The sequence below is a fragment of the Pseudomonas rhizophila genome (assembly GCF_003033885.1).
GTDB classification, from domain to species: domain Bacteria; phylum Pseudomonadota; class Gammaproteobacteria; order Pseudomonadales; family Pseudomonadaceae; genus Aquipseudomonas; species Aquipseudomonas rhizophila.
The window spans coordinates 306,547-326,590 of sequence record NZ_CP024081.1 but is presented as its reverse complement, the minus strand read 5'-3'; the positions used below and the strand labels follow the sequence as shown (position 1 = coordinate 326,590).

At 63.3% G+C, this 20,044-nt stretch carries 22 protein-coding genes; 21 read left to right on the top strand and 1 reads right to left on the bottom strand.

Going from position 1 to position 20,044, the window contains the following annotated elements:
* Positions 1-131: 131 nt before the first annotated feature.
* Positions 132-554: a thioredoxin TrxC gene (trxC, locus tag CRX69_RS01540; RefSeq protein WP_171061286.1), complete on the top strand. Its 423-nt coding sequence runs from the start codon at positions 132-134 to the stop codon at positions 552-554.
* Between the two features lie 122 nt (positions 555-676).
* Here the strand turns inward: trxC and CRX69_RS01535 are convergent, their stop codons facing one another.
* Positions 677-1,447, bottom strand: coding sequence for a ParA family protein (locus CRX69_RS01535; protein ID WP_047225935.1), 771 nt, complete (start codon positions 1,445-1,447; stop codon positions 677-679).
* A gap of 358 nt (positions 1,448-1,805) precedes the next feature.
* Here CRX69_RS01535 and CRX69_RS01530 point away from each other — a divergent pair, with 358 nt between their 5' ends.
* The 20 genes from CRX69_RS01530 to CRX69_RS01435 all read left to right on the top strand — a co-directional run bounded on the left by CRX69_RS01530 (position 1,806) and on the right by CRX69_RS01435 (position 19,940).
* Positions 1,806-2,525, top strand: coding sequence for a beta-ketoacyl synthase chain length factor (locus CRX69_RS01530; RefSeq protein ID WP_107323220.1), 720 nt, complete (start codon positions 1,806-1,808; stop codon positions 2,523-2,525).
* Entirely contained in the window at positions 2,501-3,310 is an 810-nt protein-coding gene (locus CRX69_RS01525; RefSeq protein WP_047225936.1) for a lysophospholipid acyltransferase family protein, read from the top strand. Before CRX69_RS01530 ends, CRX69_RS01525 begins: the two co-directional genes overlap by 25 nt.
* The gene (locus CRX69_RS01520; RefSeq protein WP_047225937.1) at positions 3,291-3,551 is read left to right on the top strand and encodes a phosphopantetheine-binding protein; all 261 of its coding nucleotides are present in this window, start codon (positions 3,291-3,293) and stop codon (positions 3,549-3,551) included. The genes CRX69_RS01525 and CRX69_RS01520 overlap by 20 nt, the downstream gene beginning before the upstream one ends.
* A 9-nt stretch (positions 3,552-3,560) precedes the next feature.
* The gene (locus tag CRX69_RS01515) at positions 3,561-3,815 is read left to right on the top strand and encodes an acyl carrier protein (protein ID WP_030140951.1); all 255 of its coding nucleotides are present in this window, start codon (positions 3,561-3,563) and stop codon (positions 3,813-3,815) included.
* A complete protein-coding gene (locus CRX69_RS01510; RefSeq protein ID WP_047225938.1) occupies positions 3,812-4,357 on the top strand; it encodes a COG4648 family protein in 546 nt (181 codons plus the stop codon). The genes CRX69_RS01515 and CRX69_RS01510 overlap by 4 nt, the downstream gene beginning before the upstream one ends.
* Positions 4,354-6,033, top strand: a complete 1,680-nt coding sequence (locus CRX69_RS01505) for an ApeI family dehydratase (protein WP_107321424.1) — start codon at positions 4,354-4,356, stop codon at positions 6,031-6,033. The genes CRX69_RS01510 and CRX69_RS01505 overlap by 4 nt, the downstream gene beginning before the upstream one ends.
* Positions 6,034-6,194: 161 nt before the next feature.
* The gene (locus CRX69_RS01500) at positions 6,195-6,929 is read left to right on the top strand and encodes a glycosyltransferase family 2 protein (protein ID WP_107321423.1); all 735 of its coding nucleotides are present in this window, start codon (positions 6,195-6,197) and stop codon (positions 6,927-6,929) included.
* Complete coding sequence (locus tag CRX69_RS01495; protein WP_047225941.1) at positions 6,926-7,870, top strand: LpxL/LpxP family acyltransferase; 945 nt, start codon at positions 6,926-6,928, stop codon at positions 7,868-7,870. Before CRX69_RS01500 ends, CRX69_RS01495 begins: the two co-directional genes overlap by 4 nt.
* On the top strand, positions 7,851-9,395 hold the full coding sequence (locus CRX69_RS01490) for an HAL/PAL/TAL family ammonia-lyase (protein ID WP_047225942.1): 1,545 nt from the start codon (positions 7,851-7,853) through the stop codon (positions 9,393-9,395). Before CRX69_RS01495 ends, CRX69_RS01490 begins: the two co-directional genes overlap by 20 nt.
* Positions 9,388-9,813 carry an acyl-CoA thioesterase gene (locus CRX69_RS01485; protein WP_076382963.1) on the top strand — a complete coding sequence of 142 codons (426 nt, stop codon included), beginning with the start codon at positions 9,388-9,390 and terminating at the stop codon, positions 9,811-9,813. The genes CRX69_RS01490 and CRX69_RS01485 overlap by 8 nt, the downstream gene beginning before the upstream one ends.
* Positions 9,810-10,403 (top strand): outer membrane lipoprotein carrier protein LolA, encoded by a 594-nt coding sequence (locus CRX69_RS01480; RefSeq protein WP_047225944.1) that lies wholly within the window; start codon positions 9,810-9,812, stop codon positions 10,401-10,403. Before CRX69_RS01485 ends, CRX69_RS01480 begins: the two co-directional genes overlap by 4 nt.
* Positions 10,387-12,726 (top strand): MMPL family transporter, encoded by a 2,340-nt coding sequence (locus CRX69_RS01475; protein ID WP_076382965.1) that lies wholly within the window; start codon positions 10,387-10,389, stop codon positions 12,724-12,726. Before CRX69_RS01480 ends, CRX69_RS01475 begins: the two co-directional genes overlap by 17 nt.
* Positions 12,723-13,880 carry a cation:proton antiporter gene (locus CRX69_RS01470; RefSeq protein WP_107321422.1) on the top strand — a complete coding sequence of 386 codons (1,158 nt, stop codon included), beginning with the start codon at positions 12,723-12,725 and terminating at the stop codon, positions 13,878-13,880. The genes CRX69_RS01475 and CRX69_RS01470 overlap by 4 nt, the downstream gene beginning before the upstream one ends.
* Positions 13,867-15,114: an NAD(P)/FAD-dependent oxidoreductase gene (locus tag CRX69_RS01465; protein ID WP_107321421.1), complete on the top strand. Its 1,248-nt coding sequence runs from the start codon at positions 13,867-13,869 to the stop codon at positions 15,112-15,114. Before CRX69_RS01470 ends, CRX69_RS01465 begins: the two co-directional genes overlap by 14 nt.
* A 10-nt stretch (positions 15,115-15,124) precedes the next feature.
* Entirely contained in the window at positions 15,125-15,853 is a 729-nt protein-coding gene (locus tag CRX69_RS01460) for a class I SAM-dependent methyltransferase (protein WP_047225948.1), read from the top strand.
* Positions 15,850-16,332: a DUF3261 domain-containing protein gene (locus tag CRX69_RS01455; RefSeq protein WP_107321420.1), complete on the top strand. Its 483-nt coding sequence runs from the start codon at positions 15,850-15,852 to the stop codon at positions 16,330-16,332. The genes CRX69_RS01460 and CRX69_RS01455 overlap by 4 nt, the downstream gene beginning before the upstream one ends.
* Positions 16,329-17,525 (top strand): beta-ketoacyl-[acyl-carrier-protein] synthase family protein, encoded by a 1,197-nt coding sequence (locus CRX69_RS01450; RefSeq protein ID WP_107321419.1) that lies wholly within the window; start codon positions 16,329-16,331, stop codon positions 17,523-17,525. Before CRX69_RS01455 ends, CRX69_RS01450 begins: the two co-directional genes overlap by 4 nt.
* Positions 17,522-17,989, top strand: coding sequence for a hotdog family protein (locus CRX69_RS01445; protein WP_107321418.1), 468 nt, complete (start codon positions 17,522-17,524; stop codon positions 17,987-17,989). The genes CRX69_RS01450 and CRX69_RS01445 overlap by 4 nt, the downstream gene beginning before the upstream one ends.
* Positions 17,986-18,714 carry a 3-oxoacyl-ACP reductase FabG gene (gene fabG, locus CRX69_RS01440; RefSeq protein WP_107321417.1) on the top strand — a complete coding sequence of 243 codons (729 nt, stop codon included), beginning with the start codon at positions 17,986-17,988 and terminating at the stop codon, positions 18,712-18,714. Before CRX69_RS01445 ends, fabG begins: the two co-directional genes overlap by 4 nt.
* A complete protein-coding gene (locus CRX69_RS01435; RefSeq protein ID WP_047225953.1) occupies positions 18,714-19,940 on the top strand; it encodes a beta-ketoacyl-ACP synthase in 1,227 nt (408 codons plus the stop codon). Before fabG ends, CRX69_RS01435 begins: the two co-directional genes overlap by 1 nt.
* Positions 19,941-20,044 lie beyond the last annotated feature (104 nt).

The following is a 20,044-nucleotide window of genomic DNA, read 5'->3' as shown; positions in this document are numbered from 1 at the left end:
GACGGCAGGACAGTCAATGACGTATTGACTGTCAGGCCGCAATCGCGAGCAGGCTCGCTCCCACAAGTGTTTGCGGTGTGCTCTACACGGTGGTCAAATCTTTACCAATGATCTTTTCTGGAGTTGTCCCAATGCTGATCCCCTGCCCCCACTGCAACGGGCTCAACCGCATCCCCGCCGAACGCCTGGGCGATGAGCCCAAGTGCGGGCGCTGCAAGGCCCAGGTGTTATTGAGCAAACCGTTCGAACTCAAGCAAGGCGACTATGCCAGCCAGATCAAGGGTGACCTGCCGTTACTGGTGGATGTGTGGGCCGATTGGTGCGGGCCATGCAAATCCTTCGCGCCCGTGTTCGAACAGGCCGCCACGCAACTGGTGGGTAAATGCCGCCTGGCCAAGCTCGACAGCGAAGCCAACCAGCAGCTATCGGCACAGCTGGGTATCCGCTCGATACCCAGCCTGATCCTGTTCAAGGACGGCCGCGAAGTGGCGCGCCAGAGCGGGGCATTGCCGTTGCCGCAGTTGATGAGTTGGTTGCGCGGCCAGGGGATTTGACCTCAGCACTGTGGGAGCGAGCCTGCTCGCGATAGCGGACTGCCTGGCTACCTCTATGTTGAATGTGCCACCGCAATCGCGAGCAGGCTCGCTCCCACAGTGGACTTGTATACGCCAGTCAATCAGGCGCTTTCCAGCAAGCTATGCAACTCCATGAACTGCTGGGTCAGCTTGTGCCGCGGGTCCAGATGGATCAGGGGCAAGCTCGCCTGATGGGATTCACGCATGCGCACCGAACTGCTCAGGTACACCGGCAAAACCGGCAAGCCTTCGGCAATGAGTTCGTCAAGGATCTGCTGCGGCAGGCTGGCCCGCGCCTGGAACTGATTGACGACGATGCCTTCGACTTCGAGCCCTTCGTTGTGGTCGTCCTTGAGCTCTTCTATTTCCGCCAACAGACCGTACAACGCCTGACGTGAAAAGCTGTCGCAATCGAAGGGAATCAGCACACGATCAGCGGCGATCAGTGCCGAAACCGCATAGAAGTTCAAGGCGGGCGGGGTATCCAGATAGATCCGGTCGTAATCCTCGCCCAGCTCTTCGAGCAACTTGCGCAGTTTGTTGATCTTGTGTTTCGCCTCAAGCTTGGGTTGCAGATCCGTCAGCTCGGCGGTGGCAGTGATGACGTGCAGGTTGTCGAACGGTGTTTCGTAGATATCCACCTTGTTCTTTTTCGAGAAGGGCCCGGACGACAGGGTTTGCTTGAAGAAATCGGCGATCCCCATGGGGATGTCGTCGCCGGTAAGGCCCGTCAGGTATTGAGTCGAATTGGCCTGGGCATCCAGGTCCACCAACAGCGTGCGATACCCCTCGCTGGCACTGACCGCTGCCAGATTGCAGGCGATGCTGGACTTGCCCACGCCACCTTTCTGATTGAATACCACGCGCCGCATGTCAAAACCTCCGTGTATCAAAGATTCCCGAGTGTAGTAGGCCTCGATACCCCTTCGCTACCTTCGCTGCGGACGGACTACGACGCCGGAGGTTTTTTCCACCCCTGAAGCATCAACTTGGCGCGAGAGTGACAGAAACGTCCGACAGACATACTCGTCATAATCGCGACAATGGCTCTTGTCTGCGCCTGGACGAACGAACCGGTACATTTCGCTGAGCAAAATGTAACCAGCATTTGCTACAAGCCAACCGCACCCGGATAATGCGCGCCACTTGGGTCGCAAGACCATGCAGGGTTGGACGCGGGTCAAACCACTGAACCGTGACAATAAAAGCCCGCAGGGGTGGGGTGTATTTGTGATCAATTTCAACATCGCCCAATGGCGCGCGTGGGCCCCTGGGCTCGAAAGCGTGGACGACTGGCAGGCATGGTGCCGACAGCCGGTCGTGTTGCCCGCCAGCGATGCCGCCCCTGACGTTTCGTTTCTGCCGGCCATGCAGCGCCGTCGCCTCAGTCGCCTGGCGCGGATGGCCTTCAGCGTGGGCTGGCCGCTGGCCGAAGGCCGGTCGAACCTGCCGTTGGTCTTTATTTCCCGTCACGGCGAAACCCCGCGTACTTTTGAGATTCTCAAGGACCTGGCAGCCAACCAACCGTTATCGCCGACTCAATTCAGCCTGTCGGTGCATAACGCCGTGATCGGCCTGTGGTCGATCCTGCGCGGCGAAACCAGCGAAATGACCGCCCTGGCGGCCACGGGCGACGGGCTGGAACACGGGATCCTGGAAGCCGTTGCGCTGCTGAACGAGGGAGCGGCGGCGGTGCTGCTGGTGATCACCGAAGAGCAGCCACCCCAGGTGTACGCTCCCTGGGTCAACGATGTGCCCTTCCCCTATGCAGTGGGCTTGCTGTTGACTCCAGGCGACGATTGGCAACTGGACCTGTCCACCCAGGCCGGTCAAAGGCCCGCCAGCGACTGGCCCCATGCCCTGGGTTTGTTGCGTACGCTGCGGAACAACCTATCCACCTGCCAACATGCCTGGAAGAATCGTGTATGGACCTGGCAACGCAACCGGTGAACGGTAAACATCGCGACGCCTACTACTGGCGCCTGATCGCGACTGCGGCAAGCTTCGTCCTGTTCGGGCTAGGCGGGCTGTGCCTGCGATTGCTGGTGTTTCCATTGCTGGCCTGGCTGCCCGGCGACGCCCAGGCCCACCGCCTGCGAGCCCGCCGCACTGTGGGGCGATTGTTCTGGTTCTTTATCCGTTTCATGGCCCGCACCGGCGTGCTCACCTATCAGATCGACGGCGCGGAGAAACTCGGTCGCCCCGGGCAAATGATCATCGCCAACCATCCGTCGCTGATCGACGTGGTGTTCCTGATCGGCCTGGTGCGCGACGCCAACTGCGTGGTCAAGCAGAGCCTGTGGGAAAACCCCTTCACCCGCGGCCCGCTGCGTTCGACCCAATACATCAGCAACGACGGCAGCATGGACATGCTTGATGCCGCCAGCGACGCCCTGCAGGACGGCCAGAGCCTGATCGTGTTCCCCGAAGGCACCCGTACTCGGCCAGGCCAACCACCGGCCTTTCATCGGGGCGCAGCGGCCATCGCGCTGCGAGGTGCGAAAATCCTCACTCCGGTGACCATCAAGGTCAGCCCCACCACTTTGACCAAGGCCGAACCCTGGTATCGCATCCCTCAGCGCCGCGTGCACTTCAGTTTCCACGTGGGGGCCGATATAGATCCACAGGCGTTCGCCGCGCTCGGCCCTGCGCCGCAGGCTTCGCGCAGGCTCAACGATTTTCTGCATCACTATTACATCAAGGAGCTCGCCGAAGATGAGCGATCTGCACCATGACATCAAACAGCTGATCATCGACGCCCTCGGCCTGGAGGACATCAGCACCGACGATATCGGCGACCACCAGACCCTGTTCGGCGAAGGCCTGGGCCTGGACTCGGTGGATGCCCTGGAGCTGGGCCTGGCGATCCAGAGGGAGTACGGGATCAAGATCGATGCCGACGCCAAGGACACCCGCAACCATTTCAGCAATGTGGCAAGCCTTGCGGCCTTCGTCACTGCAAATCGCGTAGCCTGAGACCGGACCATGCAAACTCGTGACGACATTTTCAATACCCTGCGCGATGCTCTGGTCGAGCTTTTCGAGCTGGACCCTGAGCGCGTAACGCTGGAGTCGAACCTGTATCAGGACCTGGAAATCGACAGCATCGACGCGGTCGACCTGATCGACCACATCAAGCGCCAGACCGGCAAGAAGATCGCCGCCGAAGAGTTCAAGTCGGTGCGCACCGTCAACGACGTGGTCGAGGCGGTCTATCGACTGGTTCAACCGGCCGCATGACCCGGCTGATTGGCCTCGGCCTGCTGCTGGTGGGCCTGTTGTACCCCTTTGCGGTGTATTTCGGCATGGAGCATTTCGCCCCATGGCAGTTCGGCCTGCTGCTGGGTAGCCTGTGGCTGGCCCGGGCATTGCTCGGTAAAAGCGGGCCCGGCAGCCGCTGGATGGCGGTTACGGCAATTGCCTTCAGTGTTTTGCTCGCGCTGTTCGACAGCCCGCTCCTGCTGCGCTGGTATCCGGTGCTGATCAGCGCCTTCATGCTCGGGCTGTTCGCCCTGAGTCTGAAATACGGTCCGCCGATGGTCGAGCGCCTGGCGCGCCTGCGCGAACCGCAGCTACCGGCCAACGCGGTGGTGTATACCCGCCAGGTCACGGTGGTCTGGAGTGTGTTTTTCCTGTGTAACGGCTTGCTCGCCGCCGCCCTCACCCTCTGGGCGCCGCTGAGCTGGTGGATGTTGTACACCGGCCTGATTTCCTACGGATTGATGGGGCTGCTGTTTGCCATTGAATGGCTTATACGACAACGGGTAAGAGGCCGCCCATGAATTGGATAACACTTGAGCAGATGTTGCTCAGCGCCCAGCCGGACCGTGCTGTGGCCGTCGACCCGGCGCTGAGCCACTCGCAACTGCGGGACGCGGCGCTGGGCCTGGCCGCCGGTCTGCAGGCCCGCGGCGTACGGCGCATAGCGGTGCACCTGGAAGACGCCGCCGACCTGGCGGTGGCCCTGCTCGGTGCCTGGCGCGCCGGGGCCAGCGTCTTGCTCCCGGCCGACCTGCAAGCCCAGACCCGCCAGCGCTGGTCGGCGGACGTCGACCTGTGGTTGACCGATCAACCCACGGACATCCGTCTCGACGACCTGCGACAAGCCCCCCTTGAGGCCACTGAACTGGACCTCGATCAGTGCTGGCTGAGCCTGTGCACCTCAGGGTCAAGCGGCGAGCCCAAGCGCATCGAGAAAAATCTGCGTCAGTTGAGCAACGAAGTCCAGGCCCTGGAACAATTGTGGGGCACCGACCTGGGCCCGGCCTGCGTGATCGGCAGCGTCGCCACCCAGCACATCTATGGCCTGCTGTTTCGGGTGCTGTGGCCGCTGTGTGCCGGGCGTACATTCGTGCGCCGGCAACTGGCTTTTCCCGAAGACCTGCAACGCGCCAGCCGTCAGTACCCGGCTTTTGCCTGGGTCGCCAGCCCGGCCTTGCTCAAGCGCATGGGCGATAACCTCGACTGGCCAGCCTTGAGCTGCGTACGCCGGGTATTCTCCTCCGGTGGTGCCTTGCCGACCGAGGCCGCCCAAAGCCTGCACCAGCGGCTGGGGCAATGGCCGACGGAAATCTTTGGCAGTTCGGAAACCGGCGGCATCGCCTGGCGTCAGGGCGCAGGCTTATGGCAGCCCTTCGCCGACGTAAAGCTGAGCCAGGACAGTGACGGCGCCTTGCTGATCGCCTCGCCTTATCTGCCGGCCGGCCATGTGGAACACACCGCCGACGCGGCGCGGATCGCCGGGGATGGACGCTTCGAACTGCTCGGGCGGCTGGATCGCATCGTCAAGCTTGAAGAGAAACGCATCTCCCTGCCCATGCTGGAACAGGCGTTGATCGCCCACGACTGGGTCAGCGAAGCCCGACTGGGGGTGGTCCAGGAAAATCGCGCCTCCCTCGGGGCGCTGCTGGTGCTGAGCGAAAGCGGCCTGCACGCCTTGCGCAACCTGGGTCGACGCGCCGTGACCGAGGCCTTGCGCCGTCACTTGAGCGAACACTGCGAAACCCTCGCCTTGCCTCGGCGCTGGCGCTGGCTGCGGCAGTTGCCGCTCAACGCCCAAGGCAAGCTGCCCCAGGCCGAAGTCGAAGCCCTGCTGATGGCTGCGCGCCCCAAAGCCCCGCAAGTGCTCGAACAGGTCGAAACCGACGGGCAATGGAGCCTGCAACTGCTGGTGCCCCCGGACCTGGCGTATTTCAGCGGCCACTTTCCCACCGCACCGGTCCTCCCCGGCGTGGTGCAGGTCGACTGGGCCTTGAGCCTGGGCCGACAACTGATGGACCTGCCGCCGCGGTTCGTCGGCATGGAAGTGCTGAAGTTCCAGCAACTGATGCGCCCCGGCGATGAAATCCAACTGCACCTGCGTTTCGACCGCGAGCGCGGCAAGCTGTACTTCGCTTATCGCAATGACACGGCGGCCTGTTCGAGTGGGCGGATTGTCCTGGGGGTGGCCGATGATTGATTGCACCGCCCTCCTGTGGCGAGGGAGCTTGCTCCCGCTGGGCTGCGAAGCAGCCCCAAGTGTTTCAAATCGCCGGGCGAGTGCTGCGCACTCGAGCGGGAGCAAGCTCCCTCGCCACAATAAGCGCCCTGTTCACAATGGATCGGTGGAAGGCGCAAACCATGCATAACCCCTGCGCCGTCATCCCGGTCTTCAACCACGAAACCGCCGTCGCGACCGTGGTGCAGGCACTGCTCGCCAACGGCTTGCCCTGCGTGCTGGTGGACGACGCCAGCAGCCCGGCCTGCGCGGCGGTATTGGAGCAGCTGGCCGAGGGCGAGCAGGTTCATCTGGTCAGGCTGGCGGTCAATCAAGGCAAGGGTGGCGCGGTGATGACCGGTCTGCGGGAAGCGTCGCGCCTGGGCTTCAGCCACGCCCTGCAGGTCGATGCCGACGGGCAACACGATCTTGGCGACGTAAGGAACTTCATCGAGCAATCCCGCGCTCACCCGGAGGCGGTGATCTGCGGTTATCCCCAATACGATGAGAGTGTGCCCAAAGGCCGCTTGTATGCACGCTACCTGACGCATGTCATGGTCTGGATCAACAGCCTGTCCCTGCAAATCCGCGACTCGATGTGCGGGTTTCGGGTCTACCCCCTGCCACCGGTCCTGACGCTGATCAATTCGGCGAACATTGGCAAGCGCATGGATTTCGACTCCGACATCCTGGTGCGCCTGGCCTGGCGCAATCAACCGATGCGCTGGTTGCGTACCCGGGTTCACTACCCCTTGGACGGGGTTTCGCACTTTCGCCTGTTCCACGACAACGTACTGATTTCCAGCATGCACACCCGGTTGTTCTTCGGCATGCTGGTGCGCTCCCCCCTGATTCTCTGGCGACGGTGGCGAACATGAGCCTTGAGACAGACAAGCAGCACTGGGCTGATCGCCAGGAGCGCGGCAGTTTCTGGCTGATGAAACTCACCGCGTTCGCCGCCAAGGTATTGGGCCGCCGCTTATTGAGCCCGCTGCTCTACGGCATCGTCCTGTACTTCTTCATTTTCGGCCGCAGCGCCCGACAGGCAGCCTGGCAATACCAACAGCGCCTGGCCGACTGGAGCGGCCGCACCGAGCTGCGCCCAAGCCATTGGCGAGTGTTCGGGCAGTTCATGGCGTTTGCCGACTCCCTGCTGGACAAGCTCGACGTCTGGAACGGCAAGCTGAGCCTGGAACAGATCGAAATCGTCGATCCGGCATTGCTGCGCAATCACTTGCGCGACGGCCGTGGGCAGATGCTGGTGGGCGCACACCTGGGCAACCTGGAAATGTGCCGGGCCCTGGCCGAGCTGGGCGAGAAAGTGACCATGAACGTGCTGGTGCACACCAAGCACGCCGAACAGTTCAATCGTTTGCTGGGGGAAGCCGGCGCCACGCATCTGCGGCTGATCCAGGTCAGCGAGCTGGACCCGGTGATCATGCTGCAACTGAGCGAACGCCTGGAACGCGGCGAGTGGCTGGCGATAGCCGGCGACCGCATACCGCTGCACGGCGCACGCACTGTGACCGTGGACTTCATGGGTCGCCCGGCGGCATTTCCCCAAGGGCCCTGGCTGCTGGCCGGGCTGCTCAAATGCCCGATCAACCTGCTGATGTGCCTCAAGCACGAGGGACGCTATCGGGTCACCCTCGAACCCTTCGCCGAGGCCGTGGTGTGGAAACGCAGCGACCGCGAGCAGGTCATCACCCATTGGGCCGGCCTCTACGCCCAGCGCCTGGCGCACTATTGCCTCCAGGCACCGCAACAGTGGTTCAACTTTTACCCTTTCTGGAAGACCGATGACGATGCCCACTCTTGAGCCGGTAACCTTCGGCGAACGCCCCTTGCGCATCGAGGACGTACTGGCCCTGGCCAATCGTCAGGTGCAGACGCGGTTGCAGGATGATCCGGCATTCCGCCAGCGCATCGCCAAGGGTGCGCAATTCCTCGACTCTTTGCTGGACAAGGAAGGCGTGATCTACGGCGTGACCACCGGTTACGGCGACTCCTGCGTGGTGGCCGTGCCGTTGCACCACGTCGAGGCCCTGCCCCGTCACTTGTATACGTTCCACGGTTGCGGCCTGGGCAAACTGCTGGACCCGCAGGCCACCCGCGCCGTGCTGGCCGCGCGTTTGCAGTCGCTGTGCCACGGCGTGTCCGGGGTGCGCGTGGAACTGCTGGAGCGGCTCCAGGCCTTTCTCGAACATGACATCCTGCCGCTGATTCCGGAAGAAGGCTCGGTGGGCGCCAGCGGGGACCTGACGCCCCTGTCTTACGTCGCCGCCACTCTCTCCGGCGAGCGGGAAGTGATGTTCGCTGGCGAACGCCGCCTGGCCGCCGACGTGCACCGCGAACTCGGTTGGACTCCGTTGGTGCTGCGGCCCAAGGAAGCCCTCGCGCTGATGAACGGCACCGCCGTGATGACCGGCCTGGCCTGCCTGGCCTTCGCCCGCGCCGACTACCTGTTGCAACTGGCAACCCGCATCACCGCGCTGAACGTGGTCGCGCTGCAAGGCAACCCGGAGCACTTCGACGAGCGCCTGTTCGCCGCCAAGCCGCATCCGGGGCAAATGCAAGTGGCCGCGTGGCTGCGCAAGGACCTGGCGATCGACGCCCCCACCGCGCCGCTGCATCGCCTGCAGGATCGCTACTCCCTGCGCTGCGCCCCCCACGTGCTTGGCGTGCTGGCCGACAGTCTGAACTGGCTGCGTTCATTCATCGAAATCGAGCTCAACAGCGCCAACGACAACCCGATCATCGACGCCGAAGCCGAGCGCGTACTGCACGGCGGGCATTTCTACGGCGGGCATATCGCCTTTGCCATGGACAGCCTCAAGAACCTGGTGGCCAACGTCGCCGATCTGCTGGACCGCCAGCTCGCGCTATTGGTCGACGAACGCTACAACCACGGCTTGCCGAGCAACCTGTCCGGCGCCAGCGCCGAGCGAGCGATGCTCAACCATGGCTTCAAGGCGGTGCAGATCGGCACCAGCGCCTGGACCGCCGAAGCCTTGAAAAACACCATGCCGGCCAGCGTGTTCTCGCGCTCCACCGAATGCCACAACCAGGACAAAGTGAGCATGGGCACCATCGCTGCCCGGGATGCGATCCGCGTGCTGGAACTGACCGAACAAGTGGCCGCCGCGACGCTGCTGGCCGCCAACCAGGGCGTGTGGCTGCGCAGCCGTGCCGAAGATGCCCGACCGCTGCCGCCGGCCTTGGCCGACATGCACGAACAACTGGCCGTGGATTTCCCGCCAGTCATCGAGGATCGCGCCCTGGAAGGCGAATTGCGCCTGTGCCTGCAACGCATTGCTGAACAACACTGGAGGCTGCATGCGTAGCCAAGGGGTGTTGCACGTCGAAACGCAGATCGTGGTGCCGTTTTTCGATGTCGATTCGATGAACGTGGTCTGGCACGGTCATTACGTCAAGTACCTGGAAGTGGCCCGCTGCGCCTTGCTCGACCTGATCGGCCACAACTACAACGACATGCTCGCATCCGGCTATGCGTGGCCGGTGATCGACCTGCAACTGCGCTACGTGCGCAGCGCCGTGTTCGGTCAGACCCTGACCGTGCGCGCCAGCCTGGTGGAATGGGAGAACCGCCTGAAGATCAATTACCTGATCAGCGACGCAGCCACGGGTGAACGTCTGACCCGCGCCAGCTCGGTGCAAGTGGCGGTGGACGTCGCGAGTCGCGAAATGCTGCTGGCCTCGCCGCGGGTCTTTGTCCAAGCCGTCGAGAGGAAACTACCGTGAAACGCCTGTTCATCTGGCTGCTGCTGTGGGGCCTGGCGCCCTTTGCCCAGGCGTTCGACTTGCAACAGTTGAGCGAACAACTGGCGCGCCCGGACGTGATCCACGGCCAGTTCATCCAGGAAAAGCACCTGCGCGCCCTGCCCCAGCCGCTCACCAGCAAGGGCCGTTTCGTATTGGCAAAAAACCATGGCCTGCTGTGGCTGCTGCAAACCCCGCTGCAGCAGGATTACCGCATCACCCCCCTGGGAATCGCCCGGCGCGATGGCGGCACCTGGCAGACACTGCCGAACAAGAGTGCCGGCGCCGAGCAGAATCGTTTGTTCCTTGCGGTGTTACAGGGCGACAGCAGCGGCCTGCAACGGGACTTCGACCTCAGTCTGTCGGGCCAACCGCAGCAGTGGAAGCTCACCTTGACCCCGCGCTCGGTGCTGCTCAAACAAATCTTCAACCAGATCAACATCGATGGCGGCGAACTGGTGCAGCGTATCGAACTGCTGGAAACCCAGGGTGACCGTACCGTGCTGCGCATGCAAAACAGCACCAGCGCGAAAGCCTTGAGCGAAGCGGAGCAACATGACTTTGCCGAGTGAACACAAGCTGCCGCGACTGTTCCTGATTCTGCTGTTGGCGGTGATGGCGCTGGCCGGTTGGCAGTGGCGCAATGGCGCGCCGCTGTCGGCCAACCTCATGGAGCTGGTGCCCGGTACCGCTCCTGATGCGCTTGAACTCATCGCCGAACAACGCATGCAAGAACCCCTCAACCGCGAGGTGCTACTACTGGTCGGGCACACCGAGCGCCAACAGGCGATCGCTTTGGCGCAAACCCTTGGCGAGCAATGGCAAGCCAGCGGTTTGTTCGACAAGGTCCAGTGGACGTTGCAAGCCGATCTGCCGGCCTTGCGCGCGCAATTGCTCAAGGGGCGACTGGCAATGCTCTCGGCCGCGGATCGGCAACAATTGATCGATCAGCCCCAGGCCTTCATCCAGCAACGGGTGCAGGCGCTCTTCGATCCGTTCAGCGGCTTCAGCCTGGTGCCGAGCCAGGACGACTGGCTGGGCCTGACCGGGCGCATCCAGAACAGCCAGCCCCAACGCGGTGCGATACAGCTGGACGTGGGCAGCGGCGCGCTGATTGCCGAAGCCGACGGCAAAAACTGGGTGATGCTGCGGGCCCGCACCCATGGCAACGCTTTCGACATGGACCTGCCGCTGCAAGTGGCCGACCTGCTGCAACGCAGCCGTGATCAGGCGGGCCTGGCCCAAGGGCAATTGCTGGCGGCCAGCGGCCTGCTGTACGCCGCCAGTGGCCAACAACAGGCTTCGCGGGAAATCACCTGGGTGGGCGGCGGGGCGACAATCGGCATTTTGCTGTTGCTGTTGCTGGCCTTCCGACGCTTGCGAGCATGGCTGGCATTCGTGCCGGTACTGGTGGGTATCCTGTTCGGCGCGGTGGCCTGCGTGGCGCTGTTCGGTCGCATGCATGTCATGACCCTGGTGCTGGGTTCCAGCCTGATCGGTGTGGCGGTGGATTATCCGCTGCACTACCTGTCCAAAAGCTGGAGCCTCAAACCGTGGCGCAGTTGGTCGGCCCTACGCCTGACCCTGCCGGGACTGAGCCTGAGCCTGGCGACCACCTGCATCGGCTACCTGGCCCTGGCCTGGACGCCGTTCCCGGCCCTGACCCAGATCGCGATCTTTTCCGCCGCAGGTTTGATCGGTGCTTACCTGACAGCGGTTTGTCTCTTGCCGGCACTGCTCAAGGGCGTGGACTTACACCCGGCCCAGTGGCCGCTGCGGCTGTGCGAACACCTGCTCAGGGCGCGCGAAGCGTTGCTGGCGCGGGTGCGAACACCGGTCTTGTTAGGGCTCTTGCTGATCTTCTGCGCCGGCGGCCTCTGGCAACTGACCACGAAAAACGACATTCGCCAATGGATCGGCACGCCTGAGCAGTTGACCGACGAAGCCCAGGCCATCGCCCGTATCACCGGCTTCCAACCCACCAGCCAATTCTTCCTGATCCGCGCCGATAATCAGTCACACCTGCTGGAACGTCAGACGGTGCTCAACGAGCGGCTGGAGCAGTTGATTGGCCTGGAGAAGCTGGAGGGCTACCTGTCGCTGAACCAACTGGTCAGCCCGCCCGCCGAACAGCAGAAAGTGCGTGACGCCCTGGCCCGGTTGCCGGCGTTCTGGCAACCGCTGCTGGACCTGGGAGTGCCGGTCGCCGCACTGCAAGCCGAACTGACGCAATTGCAGGCCTTGCCGGTGACCGACATCGATACCGCACTGGCCGGCCCCCTGGCCGAACCGTACCGCACACTCTGGCTCGGCCCGACGGCGGAGGGCGTGGCGGCGGTGGTCAGCCTGCAAGGCTTGAATGATGCAGCGCTGCTCAGGGTGCAGACGCTGGATCTGCCCGGCGTACAACTGGTCGATCGTCTGGGGGACCTGAACCGGGTCTTTGCCGCCACGCAAGTCAGCGCCGCCGAATTGAAACTGGCCTCCTGCGTGCTCATCTTGCTGTTATTGACCTGGCCGTTCGGTGTCGGCGGCGCCCTTCGCGTCGTCGCGCTACCGTTGCTGGCGGCGCTGTGCAGCCTGGCGAGCCTCGGCTGGCTGGGCCAGCCACTGACCCTGTTCGGCCTGTTCGGTCTGTTGCTGGTCACCGCCATCGGTGTCGATTACGCGATCCTGATGCGCGAACAGATAGGCGGCGCCGCGGTGAGCCTGCTGGGCACCCTGCTGGCGGCAGTCACCACCTGGTTGTCGTTCGGCCTGTTGGCAGTTTCCAGCACGCCGGCGGTGAGCAACTTCGGCCTGGCGGTCAGCCTGGGGCTGGCCTTCAGTTTCATGCTAGCGCCGTGGGCCGGGCATCAGGCCCACGCGGCAGCGGTTACGGAGCCGGCCCAGTGATCATCCTGATGTTCTGGCTTATGGCCCTGGGGCTGTTCGCGGTGGCGACAGTCATCGGCCGTCGCGTCGGGCTGATCCCGATTGTCAGCCAATTGCTGTTGGCGACGCTTGGCCTGCCGTTGCTGATGTACTTCTGGATCGAACCAGGCTGGCAGCTCAGCGGCGCGCAACTGGTGGCGCCGGTGTGGCTGAGCAGTCTCTACAGCCTCGCCTTCGCCCTGTTGCTGGGGCACATCCTCAGCGACGTGATCGACCTGCGGCTGGACCGCCAGAGCGTGAAAGTCGCCCTGCCCAGCTTCGGCGTTCCATTCGCCTGCGGTTTGGCGACCGCGCTCTGGCTGCTACCGCCCCAGCCCTGGATCAGTTCCCTGGCGGTGGGGCTGCTGTTTGCGATCACCGCCATCCCGGTGCTGTACCTGTACCTGCGTCACATCGACTACCCGCCCGCCGCCACACGGCGCCTGGTGCAAACCGCGATTCTGATCGACTTGATCTGCTGGAGCCTGTTCGCCCTGGCCCAAGGCAGCCTGCACCTGGCCAGCCTGTTGCTGCCGTTGGCCGGTGCCTGTGTGCCGCTGCTGTTGCGACTGCTTGGCCTGCGCCAGCCGCTGCTGCACAGCGGGATCTTTTTCGCCTTGCTGGTGGTGGCCGAACACTACCGGCTCAACGCGCTGATTGTCGGCATCGGCTATCTGCTGTGCATGGCCGCGCTCAAGGTGCCGCTGGTGTTACCGCTCAACACGAACTGGATGCAAGGTTTGCAGACCTACCTGGCGATCCCGCTGATCCTCACCTTCGGCATCGTGCAGATCAACGTCCACAGCGCCCTGAGTCGCCTCGACTGGCTCCAGATCAGCGCATTGCTGCTGTTACCCATCGCCAGCAAACTGCTGGGCAACTGGCTGGGATTGGGCTGGGCCGGGGCCTCGTTCCCTGGCGCCAGTCGCTGGCGCGAAAGTGTCTTGCTGAACATTCGCGGCTTGAGTGAAATCGTGTTCCTCAACCTGCTGCTACAACAACAGCTCATCAGCCCGGCGGTGTACTTTGCGCTGATGCTGATGGGCCTGATCGCGACATTGCTGCCGGCCCTGGCCGGCTTCCACCGTATTCCCTCGATTGCCGTCCCGGCCAGGAGCTCCAGTGCCAACAGTTGAAATGGAACGTCGACAGGTCGTCGTCATCGGCGCAGGTCCCTCTGGCGCTATCGCCGCCGCGCTGCTCAAGCGCAAGGGCCACGATGTGCTAGTCATCGAGCGCCAGCATTTCCCACGGTTTTCCATCGGCGAAAGCCTGTTGTCCCATTGCCTGGACTTCGTCGAAGAGGCCGGCATGCTCGACGCGGTGAATGCCGCCGGGTTTCAGCGCAAGAATGGCGCGGCGTTCGCCTGGGGCGAGCGCTACAGCGCCTTCGATTTCGGCGATACCTTCAGCAAAGGCAAGCCCACCACCTTCCAGGTGCAGCGCGCCGACTTCGACAAGCTGCTGGCCGATCAGGCGGCGTTGCAAGGTGTCGAGATCCGTTATGGGCAGGCCATCACCGGCGCCGACTTCTCACTTGCCAAACCACAACTGGGCGTCCAGCGCGAAGACGGCAGCGCGTATCTCGTCGAGGCCGATTTCGTCCTCGACGCCAGCGGCTATGGCCGGGTCTTGCCACGCCTGCTGGACCTTGAGGCGCCCTCGAACTTTCCGCTGCGCCAGGCGGTGTTCACCCACATCGAAGATTGCATCGATGCCCCAACCTTCGACCGCGAAAAAATCCTTATCACCACTCACCCGACCCAACGCGATGTGTGGTTCTGGACCATCCCGTTCAGCGACGGGCGCTGTTCAGTCGGCGTGGTCGCGGCGGCGGAACATTTCGCCGGTCGCACTGACGATCTTGACGCTTGCCTGCGCGGCTTCATCGACGAAACACCAAGCCTGGCCAGTGTACTCAGCAACGCGATATGGGACACCCCGGCGCGAACCATCGGCGGCTACTCGGCCAATGTCAAAACGCTGCATGGCCCAGGCTTCGCCCTGCTGGGCAACGCCGCGGAGTTCCTCGACCCGGTGTTCTCTTCCGGCGTGACCATCGCCATGCGCTCGGCCAGCATGGCCGCTGGGGTGCTGCATCGGCAGTTGCAAGGAGAAAGCGTGGACTGGCAAAGCGAATTCGCCGAGCCACTCAAACGTGGCGTCGACACCTTCCGCTGCTACGTCGAGGGCTGGTACGCCGGCACCTTCCAGGACGTGATTTTCTACACCGACGGCTCGCCAGACATTCGCCGCATGATCAGCGCGATCCTGGCCGGTTATGCCTGGGATGAGCGCAATCCGTTCGTCAGCGAGCCCAAGCGGCGCCTGCGCATGCTGTCGGAAATCTGTGCGAGCCCGGCACCATGAGAAAGCAGCCATGAGCTACCTGAGCGACAACTACGTCGAAGAGACCCGCTTCGGCTTCTGGTTCCTGCGCAGCCACACCTGGCAGCACCATGTCTTGCGGGTGGCGATCAATGACCTGCGCAACCTTTTCAGCGGCCCGTTGCCGGTGGCTCCGGTGCTGCTCGATGCCGGTTGCGGCCAGGGCAAGTCGTTCCAATACCTGCGCCAGGTGTTCGCGCCACAACGCCTGATCGGCGTCGACGCCGACCCTCACAGCCTGGACCTGAGTCTTGCGGAAGCCGCACGCCAAGGCATGGCCGTGGAACTGGTCGGCAGCGATTGCGCGACGTTGACGGTGCCTGATGACAGCGTCGACCTGCTGTTCTGCCATCAGACCTTTCATCACCTGGTGGAGCAGGAAAAAGCCCTCGCCGAGTTCTATCGCGTGCTCAAGCCCGGCGGCTATCTGATGTTCGCGGAGTCCACGGCGGCCTACATCGATACCTGGGTGATCCGCTGGCTGTTCCGTCATCCCATGCACGTGCAAAAAAGTGCCGCGCAGTACCTGGAGATGATCCGCGATCAGGGTTTCCAGTTCGAAGCCGCCAACGTCTCGTATCCCTATCTGTGGTGGAGCCGCGCCAGGGATTTCGGCCTTCTCGAACGCTTCGGCCTGCGCCGCCCGCGGCCCTTTGGCGAGCGGGAGGAAACCCTGATCAATGTAGTGGCCCGTAAACCCGTTGAAGGGACTGTCGAATGATTCGTGCGCTGCTTTTTGGCTGCTTGCTGTTGCTCGGTGCCTGCGCCAGTCAGGCGCCGCTGCCGGAACGCACACCAACCCTGGCACTGCCGCTGCAGTTGCATATCGAGCGGCAACTGGCCGGACAGCGCCAGGATTGGCTGCTGGTGATCCAGCGCGAAGGCGCCGGTATCCGCTGGTCGATGCTGGACCCGCTGGGCATTCCCCTGGCCCGCCAACGCCTGGTGGACGGCCATTGGCAAGCCGACGGACTGCTGCCACCCAATGCCGAAGCCCGTGAGCTTTTCGCCGCGCTGTTGTTTGCCCTGACGCCTGAAACCGAGCTGCCGGGCAACTACCCCACCGCCCGGCAAGAGGCTCGGCAACGAACCCTGGGCCAACGCTGGCAAGTGCGCTACAAGCAACCGCTGGATTTTGAACTGGGCCTGCACGAAGGCCCGCACTACCGCATCATGCCGTTGACCGAGAGTACCCCATGACCGCTTATTTGAATGCCCTGGGGGTAATTTGCGCCCTGGGCCGGGGTAAAGATGAAGTGGCGCGCAACCTGTTTGCCGGCGACTGCGGCGGTGTCCGCGTGCAGGATGGCTGGGTGGCCGAACGTAAATTGCCGGTGGCCTCGGTGCCCGGTGAACTCGCTTGCATACCGCAATCTTTGATCGCGCACCGCAGCCGCAACAATCAGTTGCTGCTCGAAGCGGGGATGCAGATTCGCGATGAGATCGATCAGGCCATCCAGACCTACGGTCGCGCTCGCATCGGTGTCGTGCTGGGCACCAGTACCTCGGGCATCGAAGAAGCCAGTCAGGGCATTGCCCATTACCTGCGTGAGCAGCACTTCCCCGACGGCTACGACTACCAGCAACAGGAGCTGAGCGCACCGGCCAACTTCCTTTGCGACTGGCTGGAGCTGAGCGGCCCGTCCTATGTGATATCCACCGCCTGCACATCCAGCGCCCGGGCCTTGATGAGCGCCCGACGCCTGCTCGACCTGGGCCTGTGCGATGCGGTGCTCTGCGGCGGCGTGGACAGCCTGTGCAAACTGACCCTCAACGGCTTTTCGGCCCTGGAAGCGGTATCGGGGGAGCGCTGTAATCCGTTTTCGGTCAACCGCAGCGGCATCAACATCGGCGAGGCCGCGGTGCTGTTTCTCATGAGCAGGACGCCGGGACATCCGGCACCGATCGCCTTGCTGGGTGACGGCGCCAGCTCCGATGCCCACCATATTTCAGCGCCGGAGCCCAGTGGTCGCGGCGCTCGCCAGGCCATGGAAAAAGCCTTGCGTCGCGCCGGCCTGCAACCCGGCCAGATCGATTACCTGAACCTGCACGGCACCGCCACGCAACACAACGACGCCATGGAAAGCCAGGCAGTGGCCGGGCTGTTTCCAGCGGGAGTGCCCTGTTCGTCGACCAAGCCCATGACCGGCCATACCCTCGGGGCCGCCGGGGCGCTGGAAGCGGCGTTCTGCTGGTTGAGCCTGAGTACGCAAAACACCGCCCAGGCCTTGCCGCCGCATGTCTGGGACGGCCAGGCCGATCCTGCACTGCCGGCATTGAAGTGGGTCACTACCGACACCCGCCTGAACCCGACATCACCGCGCCGCCTGATGAGCAACTCGTTCGCCTTCGGCGGCAACAACGTCAGCCTGATTATCGGAGACGCCCCATGATTGACTGGCCGCTCGCCGAACTCCTGCCCCACGCCGGCGACATGATTCTCATCGACCGTGTCCTGGCGTTCGATGATGAACAGATCCACACCCTCGCCACTGTCAAGCCCGACGGGTTGTTCAGCCGCGACGACGGCGGGCTGCCTGCCTGGGTCGGCATTGAATTGATGGCCCAGAGCGTCGCCGCGTTTGCCGGTTGTCATGCACGCCGCCGCGGCGACACCGTGGAGCTGGGTTTTTTGCTCGGCACCCGCAAGTTCGAATGCAATGTCGAATTTTTCCCGGCCGGGACCGAATTGACCATCCACGGTTTGCGCTCGCTGGAAGACGACAACGGCATGGGCGTGTTCGAATGCCACATCAACGCCCCGGGCATTCATGCCATGGCCCGGTTGAATGTGTTCCGGCCACCTCAGCCAGCCCACTACCTTCATGAACCGTCCGCAACAGGAAATACGCCATGACTGAATCCGTACTGGTCACCGGCTCCAGCCGTGGCATCGGCCGTGCCATCGCCCTGCGCCTGGCCCAGGCCGGGCACGACATCGTGCTGCATTGCCGCAGCGGGCGCGCCGAGGCTGAGGCCGTCCAGGTCGAAATCCAGGCGCTGGGCCGCAATGCCCGGGTGCTGCAATTCGACGTGTCGGACCGCAGCGCGTGCAAAACCATTCTCGATGCTGATGTTGAAACCCACGGTGCCTATTACGGCGTGGTGCTCAACGCCGGCCTGACCCGCGACGGCGCATTCCCGGCCTTGAGCGAGGACGACTGGGATGTGGTGATGCGGACCAACCTGGACGGTTTCTACAACGTCCTGCACCCGGTGATGATGCCGATGATCCGTCGGCGCGCCGCTGGGCGAGTTGTTTGCATCACCTCCGTTTCGGGGCTGATCGGCAATCGCGGCCAGGTCAATTACAGCGCGTCGAAAGCCGGCCTGATCGGCGCGGCAAAGGCGTTGGCAATCGAGTTGGGCAAGCGCAAGATCACTGTCAATTGCGTCGCGCCCGGACTGATCGATACCGCCATGCTCGATGAAAACGTGCCCGTGGAAGAACTGATGAAAATGATCCCCGCCCAGCGCATGGGTACCCCGGAAGAAGTCGCGAGCGCGGTGAATTTCCTGATGTCCGCCGAGGCCGGCTACATCACCCGGCAGGTCCTGGCCGTCAACGGAGGCCTGTGCTGATGAAGCGCGTCGTCGTTACCGGCATGGCCGGCATCACCTCTCTGGGCAGCGACTGGGAAACCATCGCCGCCAACTTCGCCGCCAACCGCAGCGGCATACGACGCATGGACGAATGGGACCGGTTCACCGAGCTGAATACACGCCTGGCCGGGCCTGTCGATGATTTCCAGGTCCCGACTCACTGGACGCGCAAGCAACTGCGCAGCATGGGTCGGGTATCGCGCCTGGCCGTCGGCGCCGCCGAACAGGCCCTGGCCGATGCGGGGCTGTTGGGCGATGAGTCGATCAAGGACGGGCGCATGGGCGTCTCCTGTGGTTCGTCAACCGGCAGTACCGACGAGATCAAGGCGTTCGGCAACATGCTGCTCAACAGCGTGGCCGAAGGGTTGAACGCCAACTCCTATGTACGGATGATGCCCCACACCACGGCGGCCAATATCAGTATCTTCTTCGGGCTTACCGGACGGCTGATCCCCACCTCCAGCGCCTGCACCAGCGGCAGCCATGGCATCGGCTATGCCTATGAGGCAATCAAGTTCGGTCGCCTGCCGCTGATGCTCGCCGGCGGCGCGGAAGAGCTCTGCCCGACCGAAGCGATGGTCTTCGATGCGCTGTACGCCACCAGCCTGAAAAACGACGCCCCGCAGACCAGCCCACGGCCCTATGACAAGGACCGCGATGGCCTGGTGATCGGTGAAGGCGCCGGCATGCTGGTACTCGAAGAACTGGAGCACGCCCTGGCCCGAGGAGCGCGAATCCATGCCGAAATCGTCGGCTTCGGCAGCAACGCCGACGGTCAGCACGCTACCCGTCCCGAACTGAGCACCATGCGCCGGGCCATGGAACTGGCCCTGGAAGACGCTGGCCTGGAACCTGCCGCCATCGGCTACGTCAACGGCCACGGCACCGCCACCGAACAGGGCGACATCGCCGAAACCCTGGCCACCAGCAGCCTGTTTGGCGAACACATGCCCATCAGTTCGCAGAAAAGCTTTCTCGGTCATACCCTCGGCGCCTGCGGTGCGCTGGAATCGTGGTTCAGCATCGAAATGATGAACCGCGATCTCTACGTGCACACCTTCAACCTCGATGAGGTCGATCCCCAGTGCGGCAAGCTCGACTACCTGTGCAATGAGTTCAGGTCCATGAGCAACGAATACGTGATGAACAACAACTTCGCTTTTGGTGGGGTCAACACCTCGTTGATTTTCCGCCGCTGGCGCTGAGTTGGATTGATATCCCTGTTGCCCGTGATCAAGGAATGAGGGGCTGCGACCGGCATTGATCGGCGTGCACCAGGCAGCCAAACAATCTGTGGGAGCAAAACTTG